Source organism: Kitasatospora sp. NPDC096077, assembly GCF_040303245.1.
Classification (GTDB): Bacteria; Actinomycetota; Actinomycetes; order Streptomycetales; family Streptomycetaceae; genus Kitasatospora.
In genome coordinates this window covers 77,274-100,976 of sequence record NZ_JBEOSV010000031.1, presented here as the reverse complement: position 1 = coordinate 100,976, position 23,703 = coordinate 77,274, and the positions used below count along the sequence as shown (strand labels likewise).

Genomic DNA, 23,703 nt, shown 5'->3' with positions numbered 1-23,703 from the left:
CGAACCGAGAAGTGGTGTTTCAAAGGATTGGCTACCCCGGGACCGTCCGCGCTGTGATGCGTGTCCGGTGCTCCCTGCCAGGCAGCTCGAAGAACTGTACGCGCATCTGCGTCCGGATGCAAACGGCCTGCAAAGGGGGCGGGCCGGCCCCCGGGGAGAGGGGTCCGGCCCGCTGGACGAGCTGGCTCAGCTGTTGGTGGGGAAGCCGAGGTTGATGCCGCCGTGGGACGGGTCCAGCCAGCGCTGGGTCACGGCCTTGCCGCGGGTGAAGAACTGGACGCCGTCCGGGCCGTACGCGTGGGCGTCGCCGAACAGCGAGGCCTTCCAACCGCCGAAGGAGTAGTAGGCGACCGGCACCGGGATCGGCACGTTGATGCCGACCATGCCGACCTCCACCTCGAACTGGAAGCGCCGGGCCGCGCCGCCGTCGTTGGTGAAGAGGGCGGTCCCGTTGCCGTACGGGTTGGCGTTGATGAGCGCCAGGCCCTCGTCGTAGGAGGCGACGCGGACGACGGAGAGCACCGGGCCGAAGATCTCGTCGTTGTAGACGGACATGCCGGGCTTCACGTGGTCGAACAGCGTGGGGCCGAGCCAGAAGCCGTCGGCGGTCGGGGAACCGTTCTTGTCCTCGGCGGTGACCGGGTGCTTGCGGCCGTCCACCGCGAGCTCGGCGCCGTCGGCGACACCGGACTCGACGTAGGAGGTGACCTTGTCCCGGTGCTGGCCGGTGACCAGCGGGCCCATCTCGGAGTCGCCGTTGCAGCCGGGGCCGACCTTCAGGGTGGCGATCCGCTGCTTGATCTTGTCGACCAGCTCGTCGCCGATCGGGTCGACCGCGACCAGGACCGAGACCGCCATGCAGCGCTCGCCGGCCGCACCGAAGCCGGCGTTGACGGCGGCGTCGGCGGCGAGGTCGAGGTCGGCGTCGGGCAGCACCAGCATGTGGTTCTTGGCGCCGCCGAGGGCCTGCACGCGCTTGCCGTAGCGGGTGCCGGTCTCGTAGACGTAGCGGGCGATCGGGGTGGAGCCGACGAAGCTGACGGACTTGATGTCCGGGTGCTCCAGCAGCCGGTCCACAGCGACCTTGTCACCGTGCACGACGTTGAAGACGCCGTCCGGCAGCCCGGCCTCCTTCCACAGCTCCGCCAGGAAGTTGGCCGCGGCCGGGTCCTTCTCCGAGGGCTTCAGCACGACGCTGTTGCCGGCCGCGATGGCGATCGGGAAGAACCACATCGGCACCATGGCCGGGAAGTTGAACGGCGAGATGATCGCGACCGGGCCGAGCGGCTGGCGGATCGAGTAGACGTCGATGCCGGTGGAGGCCTGCTCGGTGAAGCCGCCCTTGATCAGCTGCGGGATGCCGCAGGCGTACTCGACGACCTCCAGGCCGCGGGCGATCTCGCCCAGCGCGTCCGAGTGCACCTTGCCGTGCTCGGCCACGATGATCGAGGCCAGCTCGTCCCGGCGGGCGTTCAGCAGCTCGCGGAAGGCGAAGAGCACCGTGGACCGCTTGGCCACCGAGGCGGTGCGCCACTCGGCGAAGGCCGAGGCGGCGGCGGCCACGGCCTGGTCGACCTCGGCGATCCCGGCGAAGTCCACCTGGCCGGCCACCTGACCGGTGGCGGGGTCGAAGATGTCGCCACGGCGGGGCGCCGCACCGGCGGTGGCGACCGACTGTCCGCCGATCCAGTGAATGATGTGCTTGCTCAAGTCCGTCTGCCTCCGAAGTCCCGGGCGGCGTCCTGCCACCGGTCCGGTCTGGCGCCGCCCGCGAGAGGGCCGGGCGACGGAAATCACGGGGCTACCGCGCTCATCTCCCAGTCTGGTGGCGCCGGGGGCACGGCTCAACGAACAGGCTGACGGGGATCACCGATTCAGCCTTACAGGTCGTCCGGTCGCTCCCCCGAACAGGTGACCCTGCCTGCACCGGCCCGCACCGACGCGTACCGAGGCGCACTGAGACGCGCGCCCCCTCAGGACTCCTCGTCCTCCAGGTACGGGTCGTGCAGCCCGTCCGCCGCCTCCCGGGTCTCCAGCAGGTCCAGCCGCAGGTCCTGCGCCCAGGCCAGCGCCCACCGCTTGAGGCCCGCCACCGCCCCGGCCTCGACACCCCGGGCGCGGAACCGGCCGTCGGCCGCCTCGGCCAGCGTCTCCAGCCGGTCGGCGAGCGCGCCCGGCTGGAAGTCCGGGTCCAACTCGCCCGCCAGCGCCAGCAGTTCGCCCTCCCGGTAGTCGCAGGTCAGGGCGTGCACGTCGATCAGGTCGCGCGGCATGCCCCGGTCGACCAGCAGGGCGGTGGTGAGCGCCGCCGCATCCTCCAGGGCGACCACCGGCAGCACCACCGGCGGTTCCCCGGGCTCCGGAGCGCCCGGGTCCGCCGCGGGAACGCCGAAGTCCAACCGGACCGGCCGGTGGCCGAGCGGCTCCTTCCGCAGCTCCACCGAGTGCGACCGCCCGCCCAGTGCCAGCCGGACGGTGAGCTGCTCCAGCCGCGGTGTGCCGGGCCGCTCGGCGGCCGTGCCGCCGGCCGCGCGGTACGCCCCGGCCAGTGCGGCGGCCACCTCCGGCAGCTCGGCGCCGCCGGTGGCCAGGGTGAGTCCGTCCTGCGGGCAGGCGGCGACACCGTGGGCGCGCAGCGCGTGCCCGCCGGCCAGCGCCAGCCCGTACCGGTCGCAGACCGGCCCGGCCAGGGCGGCCAGGCGCAGCTGGGCGGGGCCCGGCCGGAGGGACGCGTCGACGGCGTGCGGGGCGGTGGTCACGCCTCCAGTCTGACCCGGCGCCCCTGCCCGCGCACGGCCCACACACGGCCCCGCCCTGCCCCCGCACGGCCCCGCCGACCGTGGTCAGCCGCTACCAGCCCCCGAGCCCGGCCGCCGCCTCGTGCAGGACCAGCTCCAGCAGCACCGGGTCGTTGAGCCGCCCCGACCCGTCGGGGGGCACCAGCCAGCGGACCCCCCGGCTGCTGCGCCCCGGGTGGGGGACGACGATCCAGGTGCCCTCCCCCGCGGACCGCACGCCGGTGCCGACCCAGCGGGCGGCGGTGCCGACCGGCACCAGGAAACTGACGTTCTCCTCCCCGGAGTCGGCGAGGACCGGGCCGCAGGGCCCGGTGTCCAGGAGGCCCAGGAGGTCCGCCGCCGGGCGGCCGAGCCGGCCCGGAACGACCAGCGCGTCCCAGCGGCGCCCGGCCGGCAGCAGCATCAGGCCGAGCCCGGTGCGCTCCCACGTCTCCCGGAAGTCCTCCGGGTCCGGTGCCACCTGCGCGAGCCAGTGCAGTCCGGTGTGCTCCATGTCGTGTCCCCGCTTCTCGCCGTTCGTACCGGTCGGGCGCGGCGGGGCGTACGGGACCCGCCGTCACCAAGGAGAGGCGGACGGCGGGTCCCTCTTACACGGGTCGCGGGAACATATCCGGCGGTACTCGGTGGTACTCGGCGGTCAGCTGTCGAAGCCGAGCCCCAGCCGGTCGAGGGTGCGCAGCCAGAGGTTGCGGTGGCCGCCGTTGCGGTCGGAGCGGTCCAGCGAGCGGGTGGTGATCTCGATCCCGGCCCAGCGCACCGGCTCGGGCGGGAACGGCAGCGGCTTGGAGCGCACCATCTCCAGTTCGGTGCGTTCGGTGCGCTCGCCGGCGAGCAGGTCGAGCATCACCTCGGCGCCGAAGCGGGTCGAGCCGACCCCGAGCCCGGTGAATCCGACGGCGTAGGCGACCTTGCCCCGGTGGGCGGTGTCGAAGAACGCCGAGAACCGGCTGCAGGTGTCGATGGCGCCGCCCCAGGCGTTGGTGAAGCGCAGCCCCTCCAGCTGCGGGAAGCAGCGGAAGAAGTTGTTCGCCAGGGTGCGGAAGGTCTCCGGCCGCTGGTCGTACTCGTGCCGGACGTGGCCGCCGTAGTGGTAGACCGCGTCGTAGCCGCCCCAGAGGATCCGGTTGTCGGCGGAGAGCCGGAAGTAGTGGAACTTGTTGGCGCTGTCGCCGAGCCCCTGCCGGCCGCGCCAGCCGATCGAGGCGAGCTGCTCGTCGCTGAGCGGCTCGGTCATCAGCGCGTAGTCGTACACCGGCACGACGTACGGACGGACGCGCCGGAGCAGGGACGGGAACACGTTGGTGCCGAGCGCGACCCGACGGGCGAAGACCCGGCCGTACGGGGTGCGGGCGGCCATCCCGCTGCCGTGCTCGCGCAGCTCGGTGGCCCGGGTGTGCTCGAAGATCCGCACGCCCTGGCCCAGGCAGGCCTCCTTGAGGCCCCAGGCGAGCTTGGCGGGGTGGACCATGGCCACCCCGTCCTTGTCCCAGACGCCGCCGAGGAAGGTCGGCGAGTTCACCTCGGCGCGCAGCTGGTCGGCGTCCAGCACGGTGAGGTCGAGGCCGTAGCGGGCGACCGCCTCGGCCATCTCGTGCAGTTCCTCGACCTGGTGGGGCTGGGTGGCGATGTCGATCTCGCCGGTGCGCTCCCACTCGGCGTCGATGCCGTAGCGCTTGAGGGTGGCCTCGATGCCGTCGAGGTTGGCGGCACCGAGGCGTTCCAGCTGGGCGAGTTCGGACGGCCAGCGGTCCAGGCCGTTGCCGAAGCCGTGGGTGAGGCTGGCCGCGCAGAATCCGCCGTTGCGCCCGGACGCGGCCCACCCGACCTCGTTGCCCTCGACCAGGACGACGTCCAGCGAGGGGTCGCGCTCCTTGGCGATGAGGGCGGTCCACAGGCCGGAGTAGCCGCCGCCGACGACCAGCAGGTCGCAGGTGGTGTCGCCGACCAGGGCGGGCAGCGCCGCCGGCCGACCCGGGTCCTCCAGCCAGAAGGGGGTGGGCCTGGCGTCACTGAGTGCGCGGGCGGAGTCCATGCATTATCAGCCACTTTCTACGGATAGGTGATGTTTCGGGCCACCGCTGACCGACCGTACGTCAGGCGGTGGCCTTCCGGCGGTTGCCGAGCCACTGGCCGACCACGGTCAGCGCGACCGCGGCCGCGAACATCGCGGTGCCGATGACGTTCACCTGCACCGGGATGCCGCGCTGCGAGGCGCCCCAGACGAACATCGGGAAGGTGACCGTGGTCGGGCCCGAGTTGAACTGGGTGATGATGAAGTCGTCGAAGGAGAGCGCGAAGCTGAGCAGCGCGCCGGCGGCGATGCCGGGGGCGGCCAGCGGCAGGGTGACCCTCAGGAAGGTCTGGACGGGGGTCGCGTAGAGGTCCTGGGCGGCCTGTTCGAGCCTCGGGTCCATGCTCATCACGCGTGCCTTGACGGCGGTCACCACGAAGCTGAGGCAGAACATGATGTGGGCGATGAGGATGGTGGTGAAGCCGAACGGGATGCGCATGTTGAGGAACAGCGTCCCCAGCGAGGCGGCCATGACCACCTCGGGCATGGCCATCGGCAGGAAGATCATCGCGGTGGTGGCGGAGCGGCCGCGGAAGCGGTAGCGGGCCAGCGCGAAGGCGACCATGGTGCCGAGCACGGTGGCGCCGATGGTGGCGAGCACCGCGATCTGCAGGCTGAGCGAGAGCGACTGGCACATGTCGGCCACGCCGCAGGGGTTGGTCCAGGCGTCGGTGGAGAACTCGTTCCACTCGTAGTTGAACTTGCCGGCCGGCTTGTTGAACGAGAAGGCCAGCACGACCAGGTTGGGCAGTACCAGGTAGGCGAGGGCCAGCAGGCCCGCCAGCACCACCAGGTGGGCGCGGACCCACTTCAGGATGCGGGACATCAGACCAGTTCCTCCGTCCCGGCCTTGCGCATGTAGACCGTCACCATGCCCAGGATCAGGGCCATCAGGATGAAGCTCAGCGCGGCCGCCGTGGGGTAGTCGAGCACGTTCAGGAACTGCTTCTGGATGCCGTTGCCGACCATCTGCTCGCTCGGCGAGCCCAGCAGCTGGGCGTTGATGTAGTCGCCGGAGGCCGGGATGAAGGTCAGCAGGGTGCCCGCGACCACCCCCGGCAGCGAGATCGGGAAGGTGACCTTGCGGAAGGTGGTGAACGGCCGGGCGTAGAGGTCGCCGGCCGCCTCGTGCAGCCGGGGGTCGATCCGCTCCAGCGAGGTGTACAGCGGCAGGATCATGAACGGCAGGAAGTTGTAGGTCAGGCCGCAGACCACGGCGAGCGGGGTGGCGAGCACCCGGTCGCCGGAGGTGAGGCCGAGCGCGTTGGTCACGTCCAGGACGTGCAGCGTGTTCAGCGCGCCGACCACCGGGCCGCCGTCGGACAGGATGGTCTTCCAGGCCAGCGTGCGGATCAGGAAGCTGGTGAAGAACGGCGCGATGACCAGGATCAGGATGACGTTGCGCCAGCGCCGGTTCGCCTTGAAGGCGATGGTGTAGGCCAGCGGGTAGCCGACGACCAGGCAGAGCACGGTGGCGATGGCCGCGTAGGAGAACGAGCGGACGAAGTGCCACTTGTACTCGACCAGGGCGTCCCAGTAGGTCGAGAAGTGCCAGGTGACCTTGAAGCCCGCTTCGAGCGAGCCGGTCTGCAGCGAGGTGGACCCCTGGTACAGCATCGGGACGGCGAAGAAGATCACCAGCCAGGCGATGCCGGGCAGCAGCAGCCAGTACGGGGTGAGCTTGCGCTTCGGCTTCGCCGCGGGTTCCTGGAGCGGGATGACCTGGGGCGCGGCCGCCGGGGTGGTGGTGGTCACGCGGCCTCCTCCCCGGTGCCCGCGTCGATCGCCTGCGCGGCGTCCAGGGCGAAGGAGTGCGCCGGGTTCCAGTGCAGCTGCACGGCGGCACCGGGGACGACCCGGGCGTCGCGCTCCATGTTCTGCTCGAACACGGTGACCTCCTGGCCGCCGTCGGTGCGCACCACGTACTGGGTGGAGACGCCGATGAAGCTGGAGTCGAGCACCGTGCCGGCCAGCCTGTTGCGGCTGTCGGCGACCTGCTCGGAGGCGTGGCTGATGGTGATCTTCTCCGGCCGCACGCCCAGGTGGACCCGGGTGGCCTCGGTGGCGCAGCGCGCCTTGGGCACCGTGAGGCGGGTGCCTGCCACGGTGAGCAGCAGGTCCCCGCCCGCGCCGCCGGTGACCTCGGCGGGCAGCAGGTTGGACTGGCCGAGGAAGTTGGCCACGAAGGTGGTGCCGGGGTTCTCGTACAGGTCGGCGGGCGCGCCCAGTTGCTCGACCCGTCCGCCGTTCATCACCGCGATGGTGTCGGCCATGGTCATGGCCTCCTCCTGGTCGTGGGTGACGTGCACGAAGGTGATGCCGACCTCGGTCTGGATCCGCTTGAGCTCCAGCTGCATCTGGCGGCGCAGCTTGAGGTCGAGGGCGCCGAGCGGCTCGTCCAGCAGCAGCACCTGGGGGTGGTTGATCAGCGCGCGGGCGACCGCGACGCGCTGCTGCTGGCCGCCGGAGAGCTGGTGCGGCTTGCGGCGGGCGTACTGGCCGAGCTCCACCAGCTCCAGCATCTCCTCGACCTGCTTCTTGACGTCCTTCTTGCCGCGGCGGCGCAGGCCGAAGGCGACGTTCTCGAAGATGTCCAGGTGCGGGAAGAGCGCGTAGCTCTGGAAGACGGTGTTCACCGGCCGCTTGTACGGGGGCAGCGCGGTGACGTCCTGGCCGCCGATCAGGACGGTGCCGCTGGTGGGCTCCTCCAGGCCGGCGATCATGCGCAGGGTGGTGGTCTTGCCGCAGCCGGAGGCGCCGAGCAGGGCGAAGAAGGAGCCCTGGGGGACGGTCAGGTCGAGCGGGTGGACGGCGGTGAAGGAGCCGTAGGTCTTGCCGATGCCGGTGAGGCGGACGTCGCCGCCGGCCGCGTCGCGCAGCTGGTCTGTCATGGGTGTCTTCCTGGTCTGTCTGCCGGCAGGGTCTGTCTACCGAGTGGGCGGGCTCAGGCGCCGATGAGCTTGGAGAACTTCTGCTCGAAGTCGCTCTCCTCGCCCTCGGTGAGGGTGCGGAACACGTGCGCCTTCGCCGCCATCTCGGGGGTGGGTACGACCAGCGGGTTGGCCGCGGTGTCCGGGGCGAGGGTGGCGAGCTCGTCCTTCATCCCGGTGACGGCGGAGACGAAGCCGATGCCCGCGACCAGCTGCGCCGCGATCTTCGGCTGATAGTAGAAGTCGATCAGCTTTTCCGCGTTCGTCTTGTGCCGCGCCTTGGCCGGGACCAGCATGTTGTCGGTCGAGGCCAGGTAGCCCTTCTCCGGGATGGCGAACTCGATGTCCGGGTTGTCGGCGCGCAGTTGGATCAGGTCGCCGCCCCAGGCGACGCAGGCGGCGATGTCCCCGGAGGACAGCTCCTGGCCGTAGTCGTTGCCGGTGAACCGGCGGATCTGCTTGTTGTCGACGGCCTTCTGCAGCCGGGCGATCGCGGCGTCGTAGTCGTCCGCGGTGAACTTGGCCGGGTCCTTGCCCTGGTCCAGCAGGACCATCCCGACGCTGTCGCGCATCTCGGAGAGGAAGGTGACCCGGCCCTTGAGCTCGGGGTCGTCCAGCAGCTGGGAGACGCTGGTGACCGGCTTCCCCTTGGTGGCCTTCCGGTTGTACGCGACGACGGTCTGGATCCCGGCCCAGGGGTAGGTGTAGAGCCGGCCCGGGTCCCAGTCGGGGGCACGGAAGCGGGGCTCGACGTTGGTGATCGCGGTGGTGACGTTCGCCGGGTCGAGCTTCTGCGCCCAGCCGAGCCGGATCAGCCGGGCGGCCATCCAGTCGGTGAGCACCACCAGGTCGCGGCCGGTGTCCTGGCCGGCCGCCAGCTGCGGCTTGACCTTGCCGAAGAACTCGACGTTGTCGTTGACGTCCTCGTTGTACTTGACCCTGATCCCGGTGGCGGCGGTGAAGGCGTCCAGGGTGCCGTGCTTCTGCTTGTCCTTCTCGTCGGTGTCGATGTACAGCGGCCAGTTGGAGAAGTCCACCTCCTTCTCGCTCTCCGAGAAGTCCTTGGCGGCGTTGGCGGTCGAGTCCCCGGTGGCCCTGGGCGCGGCCGGGATGCCGCAGGCGGCCAGGGTGCCCGCCCCGGCGGTCAGGGCGGCGGCGCGCAGCAGGGTGCGGCGGGCGACCGCGGCCCGACCGCCGGTCAGACTGCGTTCCCAGGCCTTGCGGACGGGTTCGGGCAGCCCGTCGGTGAGCTCGTTGAACGCCTTGAACGCCATGGAACGGGCCTCCTGGGGGAAGAGGGGTGCGTGGGGGGAGCACCCCGGTCTCGGGGGTTATCTGTCTCCGAAGACGGTGCGGTGCCAGTCCTTGCGGGCCACCGCGGTGGTGTCGAACATGACGTGCTTGACCTGGGTGTACTCGTCCAGCGAGTACTGGGACATGTCCTTGCCGTAGCCGGACGCCTTGTAGCCGCCGTGCGGCATCTCGCTGATGATCGGGATGTGGTCGTTGACCCAGACGCAGCCGGCGGCGATCTCCCGGGTGGCGCGCAGCGAGCGGTGCACGTTGCTCGTCCAGGCCGAGGCGGCCAGGCCGTACGGGGTGTCGTTGGCCAGCCGCAGGCCCTCGTCGTCGCCGTCGAAGGGCAGCACCACCAGCACCGGGCCGAAGATCTCGCCCTGGACCACCTCGCTGTCCTGGGCGGCGCCGGTGATCAGGGTCGGCGCGTGGTAGGCGCCCCGGGTCAGGTCGTAGCCGTCGTGGCCCTGCTCCGGTGCCGGGCCGCCGGTGACCACGGTGGCGTAGGAGCGGGCGCGCTCCACGAAGCCGGCCACCCGGTCCCGGTGGGCGAAGGAGACCAGCGGGCCGAGGTCGGTGCGCGGGTCGCGCGGGTCGCCGATCCGGATCGCCGCGAACAGCTCGGCGACCCCGGCGACGAAGGCCTCGTAGAGCGGGCGCTGGACGTACGCGCGGGTGGCGGCGGTGCAGTCCTGGCCGCCGTTGATCAGCGCGGCGGCGACGGCGCCGTGCACCGCGGCGTCCAGGTCGGCGTCGTCGAAGACCACGAACGGGGCCTTGCCGCCGAGCTCCAGGTGGGTGCGCTTGACGGTCGCGGTGGCGAGTTCGGCGACCCGCCGGCCGACGGCGGTGGAGCCGGTGAAGGAGACCATCGCGACGTCCGGGTGGGCGACCAGGTGCTCGCCGGCCGTGCGCCCGGCGCCGGTGACCACGTTGACCACGCCGTCCGGGATGCCCGCCTCGGTGCAGGCCCGGGCGAACATCAGCGAGGTCAGCGGGGTCAGCTCGGCCGGCTTGAGCACGATGGTGTTGCCCGCCGCGATGGCCGGGAGGATCTTCCAGGCGGCCATCTGCAGCGGGTAGTTCCACGGCGAGATCGAGCCGACCACGCCGATCGCCTCACGCCGGACGTAGGAGGTGTGGTCGCCGGAGTACTCGCCGGCCGCCTTGCCCTCCAGGTTGCGGGCGGCGCCGGCGAAGAACGCGGCGTTGTCGACGGTGCCGGGGACGTCGAACTCGGTGGCCAGCTTGACCGGCTTGCCGGTCTGCGCGGTCTCCACCCGGGCGAGTTCGTCCGCGGCCCCGCCCAGGACGGCGGCCAGCCGGGTGAGCGCCTCGGACCGGGCGCCGGGGGTGGCGGAGGACCAGCCGGGCAGGGCGGCCTTCGCGGCGGCGACGGCGGTGTCCACGTCCGCGGCGGTGGCCAGGGCGACCTGCTCGACCACGCTGCCGTCGGCGGGGTTGACGACCTGGAAGGGTTCGCCGCTCCCCCGGGTCCACCGGCCCGCGATGTACTGCGCGCCCGCGCCGAAGTCGGTCAGGTCCATCTGGGTTCCTCCAAGTGCCTGCGGTTCGACCGCGCTGCGGCGAAGCGCTTCCGCGGTGGGGGTCTGCGGTCCCGCTGACCTTGCCAAGTGCGGGGTTGACGTGACAAGGGTCACTTCGACAGTCTCGACACGAAGCGCCTTACAGACTGCAAGGCTCCCCGCAGGGTGACAAGTCGTCGGGACGATGGATGATTCACCTGACACCCTGTCCCCCTCCTTCCCCGGCGTGCCCGCCGCCACCTCCCCCCTCCCCCGTCCCTGGAGGCTCGCGATGCTCCCCACCGTCGCCCGCGTACTCGACCTGGAGGTGATGCGGCGCGGCCTGCCCCAGGTGGTGGCCGGTGCCGACCGTCTGGAGCGGCCGGTCCGCTGGGTCCACGTCAGCGAGCTGCCCGACGTCGCCGGGGTGCTGCAGGGCGGCGAGCTGGTGCTGACCACCGGCATCGCGCTGCCCGAGGACCGCGAGGGCCTGGCCCGGTACGTCCGCGACCTGGACGAGGTCGGGGTGGCCGGCCTGGTGGTCGAGTTCGGCCGGCGCTACTTCGACACCCTCCCGCGCGCCCTGGTGCACGCCGCCGAGCAGCGCGGACTGCCGCTGATCGCACTGCGCCGGGAGGTGCGCTTCGTCGCCGTCACCGAGGCCGTGCACGCCCTGGTGGTGAACGCCCAGCTGGAGCAGCTGCGGGTCTCCGAGTCCGTCCACCAGGTCTTCAACGAGCTGGTGGTGGAGGGCGCCGAACCGCCCGAGGTGATCCGCCAGGTGGCCCGGATGGCGGGCGCGCCGGTGGTGCTGGAGAACCTGGCCCACCAGGTGCTCGCCCACGACAGCGCCGGACGCCCGGAGGCCGAGCTGCTGGAGGACTGGGAGCGCCGCTCGCGCGGGGTCCGCCCGCCCGGCCGCACCGGCCACGACCCGCGCAGCGGCTGGCTGGTGACCACCGTCGGCGCCCGCGGCCAGGACTGGGGCCGGCTGGTGCTGGTCCAGGAGCCCGGACCGCTGCCGGAGGGCGAACCGCACCCGCACGCCATGCTGCTGGAGCGCGGGGCCTCCGCGCTGGCGCTCAACCGGCTGGTGGTCCGGGACCGGGAGAGCCTGGAGCGGCAGACCCACCGCACCCTGCTCTCCGGCATCCTCACCCACGCGCTGACCGTCTCCGAGGTGGCCCTGCGCGCCCAGGCGCTCGGTGTCCCGCTGGACGGCCGCCGCCTGGTCGGCGTGGTGCTGCGCCAGCGCCGCGGGCCGATCCCGGCCGCGCTGGAGGCCCAGGCCCGGCTGCGCGACTTCACCGAGCTGGCCGCCGGCGCGGTCCGGGCCAGCCGGCTGTCCGCCCTGGTCGGCGCGCTGGACGACGAGGGCGTCGGACTGCTGATCGCGCTCGGCACCCAGCAGGACGAACACGCCGCGCTGGACTCCTTCTCCGCCACCCTGCGCCGGATGTCCGCCGAGGCCGGCCGGGAGGGCGCCGACGCCCCGGACCCGGTGGTCGCGGTCGGCTCCTCGGTCGGCTCGGTCCGCGACGCCCGGCGCACCCTGCTGGAGGCCGCCCAGGTCGCCGACGCGGCCCTGCACGACGCGCCCGGCGGGGGCCGGACCGCCTCCTACTACCGGCTGCCGGACGTCCGGCTGCGCGGCCTGCTCCACCTGCTGCGCGACGACGCCCGGCTGCAGACCTACGTGGAACGGGAGTTGGGCCCGCTGCTGGCCCACGACGCCGAGCACAACGGCCAGTTGGTGCAGATGCTGCGGATCTACCTGGAGCAGGGCCGGAACAAGTCGGCGGCGGCCGACGCCGCCCACCTGTCCCGGCCGTCCTTCTACGACCGGCTGCACAAGGTCGAGCGGATCCTCGGCGTCGACCTCGACCAGGTGGAGTCCTGCCTCTCCCTGCACGTGGCGCTGCTCGCCCTGGACGCCGTCCGCCGGTAGGCCGGCGGGCTCACACCCCGGTGATGCGCCCCCACACCTTGTGCAGTTCCGGCCGCTCGGCCGAGGTCACGTCGCGCATGGTGTGCAGCCGGGCCCGCATTTCGTCGGTCGGGAACACCAGCGGGTTCTCGGCGAGTTCGGCCTTGTCCTTGTCCCCGCTGCCCGCCAGCACCTCGCGGGCGGCCGGCACCGGGCAGATGTACTGGACGGCCACGGCGAGTTCGGCCGCCACCTCGGGCTGGTAGTAGTAGTCGATCAGCAGCTCGGCGTTGCGCTTGTGGACGGCCCGGTTGGGGATCATCAGGCTCTCCGCCCACAGCTCGCCGCCCTCCTCCGGCACCAGGAAGGCGATGTCCGGGTTCTCGGCGGTGAGTTGGACGGCGTCGCCGGAGTAGGCCTGGCAGGCGAGGGCGGCACCGGAGGCGAGGTCGCTGGTGTAGTCGTTGCCGGTGAAGCGGCGGACGTGACCGGTGTCGACCATCTTCTGCACCAGGTCCATCGCCTTGTGCGCGTCGTCGTCGGTGAACTTCGAGACGTCCGCGCCCTGGGAGAGCATCAGCAGCCCGAGCGCCTCGTCCAGCCCGGCGAACAGCGTGATCCGGCCCTTGAGGTCGGGCGCCCACAGGTCCGCGGTGGACTTGAGCTCCCGGCCCAGCGCCTTGCGGTTGTACGCGATGCCGGTGATCCCGGACTGCCAGGGCACGCTGCGCCGGCGCCCCGGGTCGAAGGCCGGACTGGACAGCTGGGGGTCGAGGTTGGCCGTGACGTTGGGCAGGTTGGCCCGGTCCATCGCCTGCACCCAGCCGAGCGAGACGTACCGCCCGGCCATCCAGTCGCTGATCACCATCAGGTCCCGGCCCGGATCGGCGCCCTGGGTGAGCACCGGGCTGATCTTGCCGAAGAACTCGTCGTTGTCGTTGATGTCCTCGGTGTAGGTGACCGCGATCCCGGTCTTCTTGCTGAAGGCGTCCAGGGTCGGGCGACGCCCCTGGTCGTCGGTGTCGATGTACTGCGTCCAGTTGGAGAAGTTCAGCCGCTTGTCCCGCTCCGAGCGGTCCGGCGCCGAGCGGCGGTCCTCGGCGACGTACGCGGACGGGATGCCGCAGCCGGTCAGCGTGCCGGCGCCGAGCAACGCGGCCCCGCCGAGGACGGAACGTCGGCGCAGCGTCGACGGGTTGACGGATCGGCGGGTCAGGGTGGAGCTGCGGGACATGTGGGGGCCTTCCGGAGCGTGGAACGGCCCCGGGACACGCGGGTGCGCCCGGGGCCGTCCTGGTAGGTACGTCAGACAGTGTGCGCGTCGGCGAGCGACAGCACCTCGTCCAGCACCGCGAGGCCGGTCTTGGCCTCCTCCTCGGTGACGGTGCACGGCGGGACGACGTGGAAGCGGTTCATGTTGACGAACGGCCAGAGCCCGCGCTGCTTGCAGGCGGCGGCCAGCTCGGCCATCGGGGCGTTGTCGGCGCCCGCGGCGTTGTAGGGGACGAGCGGCTCGCGGGTCTCCCGGTTCCGCACCAGGTCGAGCGCCCAGAACACGCCGAGGCCGCGCACCTCGCCGATCGAGGGGTGCCGCTCGGCCAGCTCGCGCAGGCCGGGGCCGAGCACCGTCTCGCCGATGTGCTTGGCGTTCTCGACGATGCCCTCCTCCGCCATGGCGTTGATGGTGGCCACCGCCGAGGCACAGGCCAGCGGGTGCCCGGAGTAGGTGAGCCCGCCGGGGAACGGCCGCTCGGCGAAGGTGGCGGCGATCTCGGCGTTGATCGCCACGCCGCCCAGCGGGACGTAGCCCGAGTTGACGCCCTTGGCGAAGGTCATCAGGTCCGGCACCACGCCCCAGTGGTCGGCGGCGAACCACTCGCCGGTGCGGCCGAAGCCGGCCATCACCTCGTCCAGGATGAACACGATCCCGTACCGGTCGCAGATCTCCCGCACCCCGGCCAGGTAGCCCGCCGGCGGGATCAGGATGCCGGCCGTGCCGACCACGCTCTCCAGGATCACCCCCGCGACGGTGCCCGGCCCCTCGAAGGCGATCACCTGCTCCAGGTGCGCCAGCGCCCGCTCGCACTCCTGCGCCTCGTTCTCGGCGTGGAAGTTGGAGCGGTAGGCGTACGGGCCCCAGAAGTGCACGACGCCGGAGACACCGGTCTCGTTGGGCCAGCGCCGCGGGTCGCCGGTGAGGGCGATCGCGTTGGCGGTGGCGCCGTGGTACGAGCGGTAGGTGGAGAGCACCTTCTGCCGACCGGTGTGCAGCCGGGCCATCCGGACGGCGTTCTCGACCGCCTCGGCGCCGCCGTTGGTGAAGAAGATCTTGTCCAGGTCGCCCGGGGTCCGCTCGGCGATCAGCCGGGCCGCCTCGCTGCGCGCCTCGACCGCGAAGCCGGGGGCGATCGTACAGAGCTTCGCCGCCTGCTCCTGGATCGCGGCGACCACCTTCGGGTGCTGGTGACCGATGTTGGTGTTGACCAGCTGCGAGGAGAAGTCCAGGTAGCGGTTGCCGTCGTAGTCCCAGAAGTACGAGCCCTCGGCGCCGGCCACCGCGAGGGGGTCGATCAGCGCCTGGGCGGACCACGAGTGGAAGACGTGCGCGCGGTCGGCGGCCTTGACGGCCTGGCCGGCGGCTGAGTCAGCGGTGGGGATGCTCATGCCGGTAAGGCTAGGGCCGAACGGTGGCGAAGTGCAGTTTCATCCTGTCAGCCGGACGCCCGACCCGTCGACAGGGTGCAAAGCGACAGGGCCCGGAGCGAAACGCCCCGGGCCCCTTGTCAGTTCAGACGACAATCATCAGATCGCGGTCATACTGCGCTCGATGGTCCTGACCCGCTAGATCGCGGTCATGACGTGCTTCACCCGGGTGTAGTCCTCGAAGCCGTACGAGGAGAGGTCCTTGCCGTAGCCGGACTTCTTGAAGCCGCCGTGCGGCATCTCGGCGACCAGCGGGATGTGGGTGTTGATCCAGACGCAGCCGAAGTCCAGGCGGCGGGACATCCGCATGGCGCGGGCGTGGTCCTTGGTCCAGACCGAGGAGGCCAGCGCGAACTCGACGCCGTTGGCGTACTCGACGGCCTGGTCCTCGTCGGTGAACTTCTGCACGGTGATGACCGGGCCGAAGACCTCGTTCTGGATGATCTCGTCGTCCTGGCGCAGGCCGGAGACGACGGTCGGGGCGTAGAAGTAGCCCTTGTCGCCGACCCGGTGGCCACCGGCCTCGACCTTGGCGTGGGCGGGCAGTCGCTCGATGAAGCCGGACACCTGCTTCAGCTGGTTGGCGTTGTTGAGCGGGCCGTACAGCACGTCCTCGTCGTCCACGCCGCCGGTCTTGGTCTCGGCCGCGGCCTTGGCCAGCGCCTCGACGAAGGCGTCGTGGATCGACTCGTGCACCAGCACGCGGGTGGCGGCGGTGCAGTCCTGGCCGGCGTTGAAGTAGCCCGCCACCGAGATGCCCTCGACGGCCTCGGCGATGTCGGCGTCCTCGAAGACCACGACCGGGGCCTTGCCGCCCAGCTCCAGGTGGACGCGCTTGACGTCCTTGGAGGCGGACTCGGCGACCTGGATGCCGGCCCGGACCGAACCGGTGATGGAGGCCATCGCCGGGGTCCGGTGCTCGACCATCAGCTTGCCGGTCTCGCGGTCACCGCAGATGACGTTGAAGACGCCGGCCGGCAGCTCCAGGTCCTTGAGCACGCCGCCGATGATCTCGGCCAGCAGCACGGTGGAGGCCGGGGTGGTGTCCGAGGGCTTCAGCACGACGGCGTTGCCGGCCGCGATCGCCGGGGCGAACTTCCAGACCGCCATCATCATCGGGTAGTTCCACGGCGCGACCTGGGCACAGACGCCGACCGGCTCGCGGCGGATGATCGAGGTCATCCCGTCCATGTACTCGCCGGCGGCCTTGCCCTCCAGCAGACGGGCGGCACCGGCGAAGAAGCGGATCTGGTCCACCATCGGGCCGATCTCATCGGAGAGGGTCACCGCGCGCGGCTTGCCGGTGTTGCGCACCTCGGCGTCGACGAGCTCGTCGGCCCGGGCCTCCACCGCGTCCGCGATCTTCAGCAGCAGCTTCTGCCGGGTGCTCGGGGTGGCGTCGCGCCAGATCGGGAACGCGGCGGCGGCCGAGGCCATGGCGGCGTCCACGTCAGCGGCACCGGACAGCGGCGAGGTCGCGTACGCCTCACCGGTGGTCGGGTCGACGATGTCGAGCGTGCGGCCGTCGGCCGCGTCGACGAACTCACCGTTGATGTAGTTGCGCAGCGTGCGAAGGTCGCTCACGGGTCTCTCCTCGGTCTGGGCCTGCGGCATTGCAGATTCCGGCGCCATGGTACGTCGGCGGATCCGGCCTACGAAGGGTGCCGAGTGGCCGGACACCAAGCGGCACGGTCCACTGGTGGCGGAATGCGCACCGCCCTGCGGGGGCGCGCGCGTACCGTGCCAGGGTAGCCGGAAGACTGCTGGGATCGACAGGTGCAGCGCCAGAAGGCAATGAAATCCGCATGGGATTTCCTTGATCGCGACGAAATCAGCAGCTTCCACGCTTGCGAACAAGGGTCCGATCAGGCACAGTGGCGGCGTGGCCAACCGCGACCGGAACGCGAGCGTTCCCCTCGACGCCGCCTCCAAGGCGATCATCGAGCAGCTCCAGGAGGACGGGCGCCGCCCGTACGCCGCCATCGGCAAGGCCGTCGGCCTGTCCGAGGCTGCCGTACGACAGCGCGTGCAGAAGTTGCTCGACCAAGGCGTGATGCAGATCGTCGCCGTCACGGACCCGCTCACCGTCGGCTTCACCCGCCAGGCGATGGTCGGCATCCGGGTCGAGGGCGACATCGAACCCGTCGCCGACGCACTGGCCGCCCTCGACGAGGTCGACTACGTGGTCTGCACCGCAGGCTCGTTCGACCTCCTGGCCGAACTGGTCTGCGAGGACGACGAGCACCTGCTCGAAATGATCAACAAGCGCATCCGCGCGCTTCCCGGCGTGCGGAGCACCGAGAGCTTCGTTTACCTGAAGCTCCGGAAACAGACCTACACCTGGGGCACCCGATGACAGCCGACCCGGCGCAGAAGGACCTTTCCAAGACCGCCTACGACCACCTGTGGATGCACTTCACCCGCATGTCGTCGTACGAGAACTCCCCCGTGCCGACCATCGTCAAGGGCGAGGGCACGTACATCTGGGACGACAAGGGCCGGAAGTACATCGACGGCCTGGCCGGCCTGTTCGTCGTGCAGGCCGGTCACGGCCGCACCGAGCTCGCCGAGGCCGCCGCCAAGCAGGCCAAGGAGCTCGCCTTCTTCCCGGTGTGGAGCTACGCCCACCCGAAGGCCGTCGAGCTGGCCGAGCGCCTGGCCAACTACGCCCCGGGCGACCTCAACAAGGTCTTCTTCTCCACCGGTGGCGGCGAGGCCGTCGAGACCGCCTGGAAGCTCGCCAAGCAGTACTTCAAGCTGACCGGCAAGCCGACCAAGTACAAGGTCATCTCGCGCGCCGTCGCCTACCACGGCACCCCGCAGGGCGCGCTGTCCATCACCGGCCTGCCGGGCCTGAAGGCCCCGTTCGAGCCGCTGGTGCCGGGCACCCACAAGGCCCCGAACACCAACATCTACCGCGCCCCGGCCTTCCTCGAAGGCCCGGACGGCACGGTCGACCCCGAGGCGTACGGCCGCTGGTGCGCCGACGAGATCGAGGTCGCCATCCTCAACGAGGGCGCCGAGACCGTCGCCGCCGTCTTCGTCGAGCCGGTGCAGAACGCCGGTGGCTGCTTCCCGCCGCCGCCCGGCTACTTCCAGCGCCTGCGCGAGATCTGCGACCGCCACGACGTGCTGCTGGTCTCGGACGAGGTCATCTGCGCCTTCGGCCGCCTCGGCACCATGTTCGGCGCCGACAAGTTCGGCTACCAGCCCGACATGATCACCTGCGCCAAGGGCATGACCTCGGGCTACTCCCCGATCGGCGCCACGATCATCTCGGACCGCCTGGCCGAGCCGTTCTACAAGGGTGACAACACCTTCCTGCACGGCTACACCTTCGGCGGCCACCCGGTCTCCTCCGCGGTGGCGCTGGCCAACCTCGACATCTTCGAGCGCGAGGGCCTGAACCAGAAGGTCCTCGACAACGAGGCCGCCTTCCTGGGGACCCTGAACAAGCTGCGCGACCTGCCGATCGTCGGCGACGTCCGCGGCAACGGGTACTTCTACGGCATCGAGCTCGTGAAGGACAAGGTCACCAAGGAGTCGTTCAACGACGACGAGGTCGAGCGCGTGCTCTACGGCTTCCTGTCGAAGGCGCTCTTCGACAACGGCCTGTACTGCCGCGCCGACGACCGTGGCGACCCGGTCATCCAGCTGGCCCCGCCGCTGATCTCCGACCAGTCGACCTTCGACGAGATCGAGCAGATCCTGCGGACCAGCCTCACCGACGCGTGGGCGAAGATCTGACCACCTGATCCTCCTTCCCCACCCTCCGCCGAAGGGCGGTCCCGCTCCCCGCGGGACCGCCCTTCGGCGTTCGCGCTCCGATCACCCGCCAACATCACAGTCGTACGACCAAACATGCCTGAATGCGGGTGATTTGCCCGTGATGGACCAGTGCGCCGCAACCGCGACCCGTCCCGGTCGTTCTAATCTGACGACTGTCATATCCCTGCGGCCCCCAGGATGGAACCTCATGTCAGCGGCACCGCCTGACAACGACGTGCTGTGGGCCCGGGGGATCGTCAAGTCCCACTACGGCACCCCCGCCCTGCGCGGCATCTCCATCGGCATCCGCGACGGCGAGGTGCTCGCCGTCACCGGCCCGCGCGGCTCCGGCAAGAGCACCCTGCTCGGCTGCCTCTCCGCCCAACTCCCGGTAGACCAGGGCGAGGTCTGGTTCAACAGCTCCCCCGTGCACACCCTCGGCCGGGCCGGCCGGGAACGGCTGCGCCGCGACCGCTTCGGCTTCGTCGGCTCCGAACCGCACCTGGTGCCGGAACTGACCGCCCGCGAGAACGTCGCCCTGCCGCTGCTGCTGGCCGGCGCCGGAAACAAGGCCGCCTACACCGCCGCCGACGAGTGGCTGGAGCGCCTCGACGTCGGCGAGGTCGCCCGGCAGCGCCCCGACCGGCTGGTCCAGAGCCAGTGCCAGCGGATCGCGGTCGCCCGCGCCCTCGCCCCGCTGCCGCCCGTGGTCTTCGCTGACGACCCCACCGCCCCGCTGCACCGCGAGGCCGCCGACCAGGTCCTGCGGATACTGACCAGCGCGGCCCGCTCCCACCAGCTCACCCTCGTCCTCGCCACCCACGACCCCGAGCTCGTCCGGTTCGCGGACCGCGCCGTCGCCCTCGTCGACGGACGGCTCACCGCCCCCGCCGCCCCTGTCCCGCGCGGCACCGCCCTCCCCGGCGCGGCCGGCGCCCCCACCGTCACGGCCACCCGCCGCTGACCGGACCGCCGAAGCCGCCGAAGCCGAGCCGCTGAAAGAGTCGACGTGTTCTACCTCCGCCTGGCCCGGGGCTACCGGGTGCCCGACCTCGGCCGCTGGCTGCTCACCGCGCTGGCGGCCGCCCTCGTCGCCGCCTTCCTGCTGCGCTCGCTCGGCCGGGCACTGAGCGACCCGCTCGGCGGCACCGACGCGCTGGCGCGACTGCTCTGGTGCCTGCCCCCGCTCGCCGCCGTCGCCTGGTTCGCGGCCGTCGCCGCCCGCTCGGTGCCCGCCCGGCGGCCCGAGCGGATGGCCGGCCTCACCGCCGCCGGGGCCGGCTCCCGCCGGATCCGCACCCTGATCGCCGGCGAGGTCGCCCTCGCCTGCACCCTCGGCAGCCTGCTCGCCCTGCTGCTCTTCCTGGTGCTGCGCAACGACATCGCCGGGCCCTCGCTCGCCCCCGACCTCGGCATGGGCGTGCCGCTGCCGCCCGCCGCGCCGATCACCCTGCTCGCCCTGGTCCCGGTCACCGCCGGCATCGCCGCCGGCTGCTCGGTGCCCGTCGCCGACACCCTGCCCGGCGGCCGCACCCGCGGCCGGACCGGCTTCGGCCCGCTGCGGATCGCTGTACCGGTCGGACTGGTGGTGATCGGCGCCGCGCTCGAACTCATCGCCCTGCGCCCCGGAGCCCCCGCCGACGGCCGTCCGATCCACCTGCCCGCCGGACTCGGCAGCACCAGCACCGCCGCCCTCGGCGGCTGGGCCGCCGGCGCACTCGGCCTGGCCCTGCTCACCGGCCCGCTGCTCGGCTGGACCGGACGGCTGCTCGCCGTCGGACGGCCCACCCCGCTGCGACTGCTGGCCGGACGCGGCCTCACCACCCAGGCCCGTCGGCTCGGCCCGCCGCTGGCCGTCCTCACCCTGGCCGTGGCCATGGTGCTGACCACCGTCCGCTACTGGATCGGCACCCCCGACAGCGCCGACGCGCTGCCCGCCGTCGAGGCCTGCCTGGTGCTCGGCTGCACCGCCGCCGCGGTGATCGCCCGGCTCGCCGAGGTCCGCACCGACCGCCAGGAGGTCACCGACGCACTGCTGCGCCTCGGTGCCTCGCCCCGGCTGCTGTTCGGCGCGGTCGCGCTGCGCACCCTCGCGGTGGGCACCACGCTGCTGCTGACCGGCGGAGCGACCGCCGCACTGGCAGCCGCCGGCCTGCGTTAGGCCCCGTCATCGGGCTGCGACCCCGGGCCCGCTCTCCCGGAAGGATCCGGAGGAGCGGGCCCGGGTCGTGCTCAGCCCGCCGCGGCGAGCTGGCCGCAGGCGCCGTCGATCTCCTGGCCGCGGGTGTCGCGGACGGTCGTCGGCACGCCGTGCGCCTGCAGCCGGCGGACGAACTCGCGCTCGTCCTCGGGCCGGGAGGCGGTCCACTTGGAACCCGGGGTCGGGTTCAGCGGGATCAGGTTGACGTGCACCCGGTGGTTCTTGATCAGCCGGCCGAGCAGGTCGGCACGCCAGGCCTGGTCGTTGATGTCCTTGATCAGCGCGTACTCGATGGAGATCCGGCGGCCCGACTTCTCCGCGTAGTTCCAGGCCGCGTCCAGCACCTCGTCGACCTTCCACCGGGTGTTCACCGGGACCAGCTCGTCGCGCAGCTCGTCGTCCGGCGCGTGCAGCGACAGCGCGAGGCGGCAGCTGAGGCCCTCGTCGGCCAGCCGGTTCATCGCCGGGACGAGACCGACGGTGGAGACGGTGATGCCGCGCTGGGACAGGCCGAAGCCGTCCGGCGCCGGGTCGGTCAGCCGGCGGATCGAGGCCAGCACCCGGTTGTAGTTGGCCAGCGGCTCGCCCATGCCCATGAAGACCACGTTGGACAGCCGCGCCTCGCCGCCCGGGATCTCGCCGGCCTTGAGCGCGCGCATCCCGGCGGCGATCTGCTCGACGATCTCGGCGGTGGACAGGTTGCGGGTCAGCCCGGCCTGGCCGGTGGCGCAGAACGGGCAGTTCATGCCGCAGCCGGCCTGCGAGCTGATGCACATGGTGACCCGGTCGGGGTACCGCATCAGCACCGACTCGACGAGCGTGCCGTCGAACAGCTTCCAGAGCGTCTTGCGGGTGGTGTCGTCGTCGCAGGACACGTGCCGCACCACGGACATCAGTTCGGGCAGCAGGCCCTCGGTGAGCTTCTCCCGGCTGGCGGCGGGGATGTCCGTCCAGCTCTCCGGGTCGTTCGACATCCGGCCGAAGTAGTGGTTGGAGAGCTGCTTGGCGCGGAAGCCCTGCTCGCCCAGCTCGGCGACGGCCTCCTTGCGCTCGGCGGGGCTCAGGTCGGCGAGGTGTCGCGGGGGCTTGGCGCCGCGCGGCGCGACAAAGGTGAGTTCTCCGGGCTTAGGCATGGTTGTTCCAGTGTCGCAGACGCGCGAGGGCCCCGGACGCCTGGCGTCCGGGGCCCTCCCGAGGTGCGGTGCTCGAACTAGCTCCCGACGAAGGCCGCCAGCAGCAGCCAGACCACCGGGGCGGTCGGCAGCAGGGAGTCCAGCCGGTCCATGATGCCGCCGTGGCCGGGCAGCAGGGTGCCCATGTCCTTGATCCCGAGGTCGCGCTTGATCATCGACTCACCCAGGTCGCCCAGGGTCGCGGTGACCGCCGCGCAGCCGCCCAGGATCAGACCCTGCCACCAGCTGCCGCCGTCGATGATCAACTGCATCAGCAGGGCGCCCGCCAGCATCGACAGGCCGATGCCGCCGGCCAGGCCCTCGCGGGTCTTGCCGGGGCTGATCGTCGGGGCCAGCTTGGTCCGACCGAACTTGTAGCCCACCGCGTAGGCGCCGGTGTCGCTGCAGATCGTGACGATCAGGAAGAGCACGATCCGCTGTGGGCCGTCGTCGGCGGCCAGCATCATTGCCACGAAAGTCGCCAGGAACGGCACGTAGAAGGCGGTGAACACACCCGCCGTTATGTCCCGCAGGTAGTTCTCCGGCGGCTGGGCCATCCGCCAGACCATCACCGCCAGCCCGGTCAGCGCGAGCGAGGCCGCGGCCCACTCGACGCCGGCCCAGTAGCCGGTGGCGACCATCGCGACGCCGCCCACCACCAGCGGGATCAGCGGGGCCTTGATCTGCTTGCGCTCGGCGAGCCGGGTGGTCAGCTCCCAGCTGCCGACCGCCACCGCGGCCATCACGACGAACAGGAACAGCGCCTTGACGACGAACAGCGAGGCGATGATCACCGCGCCGAGGCCCACCCCCACGCCTATGGCGGCCTGGAGGTTACGGCCACCGCGCTGCTTCTTGGGAGGCTCCGGCTGCGGGGCGGGCTGGGCGGCCACGGGTGTCTCCTGCCCTGGATGGGACGACGGCACGAAGGGGGGCTGCCCGGCCGCCCAGTGGCTCGGCGGCGGCGCGGGATGCACCGGAGCCCCCGGGTACGGCGGGGTGCCGTGGCCGGGGGCGGGGGTGACGTCGTCGGTTATCGCGCGCAGCACGACCGTCTCCGTCACGCCCGGGGGCGCGGGCTCGGGCTGCTCGTCCCGGAACAGCGGACCGCCGGGGCGGCCGGGGGCCGGCTGCGGACCGGGCGCCCGGTGGGCCCCGGGAGCCCGGTGCGGCGCCGACGCCGCCGACGGGCCCTGGGCCGGGCCGCGGTCGGGCGCGCCGGGGTGCGGGCCGGGATCGGCCGGTACGGGAGGCATGACCTGAGTCTCCTCCGCGTCGCCGCCCCAGTACACCGGAGGCTGCTGCGAGTGAT

19 protein-coding genes are annotated in these 23,703 nt (G+C 71.8%); 5 read left to right on the top strand and 14 right to left on the bottom strand.

Features of this window, described 5'->3' with window-relative positions; all coding sequences use genetic code 11:
* Window positions 1–186: 186 nt before the first annotated feature.
* The 9 genes from ABTZ03_RS25200 to ABTZ03_RS25160 form a co-directional block, all read right to left on the bottom strand.
* Window positions 187–1,710, bottom strand: coding sequence for a CoA-acylating methylmalonate-semialdehyde dehydrogenase (locus ABTZ03_RS25200; RefSeq protein ID WP_350515328.1), 1,524 nt, complete (start codon window positions 1,708–1,710; stop codon window positions 187–189).
* Window positions 1,711–1,973: 263 nt separating this feature from the next.
* Window positions 1,974–2,759: a hypothetical protein gene (locus ABTZ03_RS25195; RefSeq protein WP_350515327.1), complete on the bottom strand. Its 786-nt coding sequence runs from the start codon at window positions 2,757–2,759 to the stop codon at window positions 1,974–1,976.
* A 91-nt stretch (window positions 2,760–2,850) separates the two neighbouring features.
* Complete coding sequence (locus ABTZ03_RS25190; protein ID WP_350515326.1) at window positions 2,851–3,291, bottom strand: hypothetical protein; 441 nt, start codon at window positions 3,289–3,291, stop codon at window positions 2,851–2,853.
* Window positions 3,292–3,435: 144 nt separating this feature from the next.
* Window positions 3,436–4,830: an NAD(P)/FAD-dependent oxidoreductase gene (locus ABTZ03_RS25185; protein WP_350515325.1), complete on the bottom strand. Its 1,395-nt coding sequence runs from the start codon at window positions 4,828–4,830 to the stop codon at window positions 3,436–3,438.
* Window positions 4,831–4,891: 61 nt separating this feature from the next.
* Window positions 4,892–5,695, bottom strand: a complete 804-nt coding sequence (locus ABTZ03_RS25180; RefSeq protein ID WP_350515324.1) for an ABC transporter permease — start codon at window positions 5,693–5,695, stop codon at window positions 4,892–4,894.
* Window positions 5,695–6,588, bottom strand: a complete 894-nt coding sequence (locus tag ABTZ03_RS25175; protein ID WP_350515334.1) for an ABC transporter permease — start codon at window positions 6,586–6,588, stop codon at window positions 5,695–5,697. Before ABTZ03_RS25175 ends, ABTZ03_RS25180 begins: the two co-directional genes overlap by 1 nt.
* 32 nt (window positions 6,589–6,620) lie before the next feature.
* Window positions 6,621–7,760, bottom strand: a complete 1,140-nt coding sequence (locus ABTZ03_RS25170) for an ABC transporter ATP-binding protein (RefSeq protein ID WP_350515323.1) — start codon at window positions 7,758–7,760, stop codon at window positions 6,621–6,623.
* A gap of 53 nt (window positions 7,761–7,813) precedes the next feature.
* Window positions 7,814–9,073 (bottom strand): polyamine ABC transporter substrate-binding protein, encoded by a 1,260-nt coding sequence (locus tag ABTZ03_RS25165; RefSeq protein ID WP_350515322.1) that lies wholly within the window; start codon window positions 9,071–9,073, stop codon window positions 7,814–7,816.
* Window positions 9,074–9,130: 57 nt separating this feature from the next.
* On the bottom strand, window positions 9,131–10,642 hold the full coding sequence (locus ABTZ03_RS25160) for a gamma-aminobutyraldehyde dehydrogenase (protein WP_350515321.1): 1,512 nt from the start codon (window positions 10,640–10,642) through the stop codon (window positions 9,131–9,133).
* 271 nt (window positions 10,643–10,913) lie between these two features.
* Here ABTZ03_RS25160 and ABTZ03_RS25155 point away from each other — a divergent pair, with 271 nt between their 5' ends.
* Complete coding sequence (locus tag ABTZ03_RS25155) at window positions 10,914–12,569, top strand: PucR family transcriptional regulator (RefSeq protein WP_350515320.1); 1,656 nt, start codon at window positions 10,914–10,916, stop codon at window positions 12,567–12,569.
* Window positions 12,570–12,579: 10 nt separating this feature from the next.
* On the opposite strand, the gene ABTZ03_RS25150 is transcribed toward ABTZ03_RS25155, so the two are convergent.
* The 3 genes from ABTZ03_RS25150 to ABTZ03_RS25140 all read right to left on the bottom strand — a co-directional run bounded on the left by ABTZ03_RS25150 (window position 12,580) and on the right by ABTZ03_RS25140 (window position 16,865).
* Window positions 12,580–13,782, bottom strand: coding sequence for a polyamine ABC transporter substrate-binding protein (locus ABTZ03_RS25150; protein ID WP_350515319.1), 1,203 nt, complete (start codon window positions 13,780–13,782; stop codon window positions 12,580–12,582).
* Between the two features lie 71 nt (window positions 13,783–13,853).
* A complete protein-coding gene (locus tag ABTZ03_RS25145; protein ID WP_350515318.1) occupies window positions 13,854–15,212 on the bottom strand; it encodes an aspartate aminotransferase family protein in 1,359 nt (452 codons plus the stop codon).
* Window positions 15,213–15,389: 177 nt separating this feature from the next.
* The gene (locus tag ABTZ03_RS25140; RefSeq protein WP_350515317.1) at window positions 15,390–16,865 is read right to left on the bottom strand and encodes a gamma-aminobutyraldehyde dehydrogenase; all 1,476 of its coding nucleotides are present in this window, start codon (window positions 16,863–16,865) and stop codon (window positions 15,390–15,392) included.
* 268 nt (window positions 16,866–17,133) lie between these two features.
* Here ABTZ03_RS25140 and ABTZ03_RS25135 point away from each other — a divergent pair, with 268 nt between their 5' ends.
* The 4 genes from ABTZ03_RS25135 (at window position 17,134) to ABTZ03_RS25120 (ending at window position 21,180) form a co-directional block, all read left to right on the top strand.
* Window positions 17,134–17,607: an Lrp/AsnC family transcriptional regulator gene (locus ABTZ03_RS25135; protein WP_030306695.1), complete on the top strand. Its 474-nt coding sequence runs from the start codon at window positions 17,134–17,136 to the stop codon at window positions 17,605–17,607.
* Entirely contained in the window at window positions 17,604–18,998 is a 1,395-nt protein-coding gene (locus ABTZ03_RS25130) for an aspartate aminotransferase family protein (protein ID WP_350515316.1), read from the top strand. The genes ABTZ03_RS25135 and ABTZ03_RS25130 overlap by 4 nt, the downstream gene beginning before the upstream one ends.
* Before the next feature lie 229 nt (window positions 18,999–19,227).
* Window positions 19,228–19,983 carry an ABC transporter ATP-binding protein gene (locus tag ABTZ03_RS25125; protein ID WP_350515315.1) on the top strand — a complete coding sequence of 252 codons (756 nt, stop codon included), beginning with the start codon at window positions 19,228–19,230 and terminating at the stop codon, window positions 19,981–19,983.
* Window positions 19,984–20,028: 45 nt separating this feature from the next.
* Window positions 20,029–21,180 (top strand): hypothetical protein, encoded by a 1,152-nt coding sequence (locus tag ABTZ03_RS25120; protein ID WP_350515314.1) that lies wholly within the window; start codon window positions 20,029–20,031, stop codon window positions 21,178–21,180.
* Between the two features lie 71 nt (window positions 21,181–21,251).
* Here ABTZ03_RS25120 and rlmN read toward each other — a convergent pair whose 3' ends face one another.
* The gene (gene rlmN, locus ABTZ03_RS25115; protein WP_350515313.1) at window positions 21,252–22,352 is read right to left on the bottom strand and encodes a dual-specificity RNA methyltransferase RlmN; all 1,101 of its coding nucleotides are present in this window, start codon (window positions 22,350–22,352) and stop codon (window positions 21,252–21,254) included.
* A gap of 77 nt (window positions 22,353–22,429) precedes the next feature.
* Window positions 22,430–23,647 (bottom strand): phosphatidate cytidylyltransferase, encoded by a 1,218-nt coding sequence (locus tag ABTZ03_RS25110; protein WP_350515312.1) that lies wholly within the window; start codon window positions 23,645–23,647, stop codon window positions 22,430–22,432.
* Window positions 23,648–23,703: the final 56 nt, after the last annotated feature.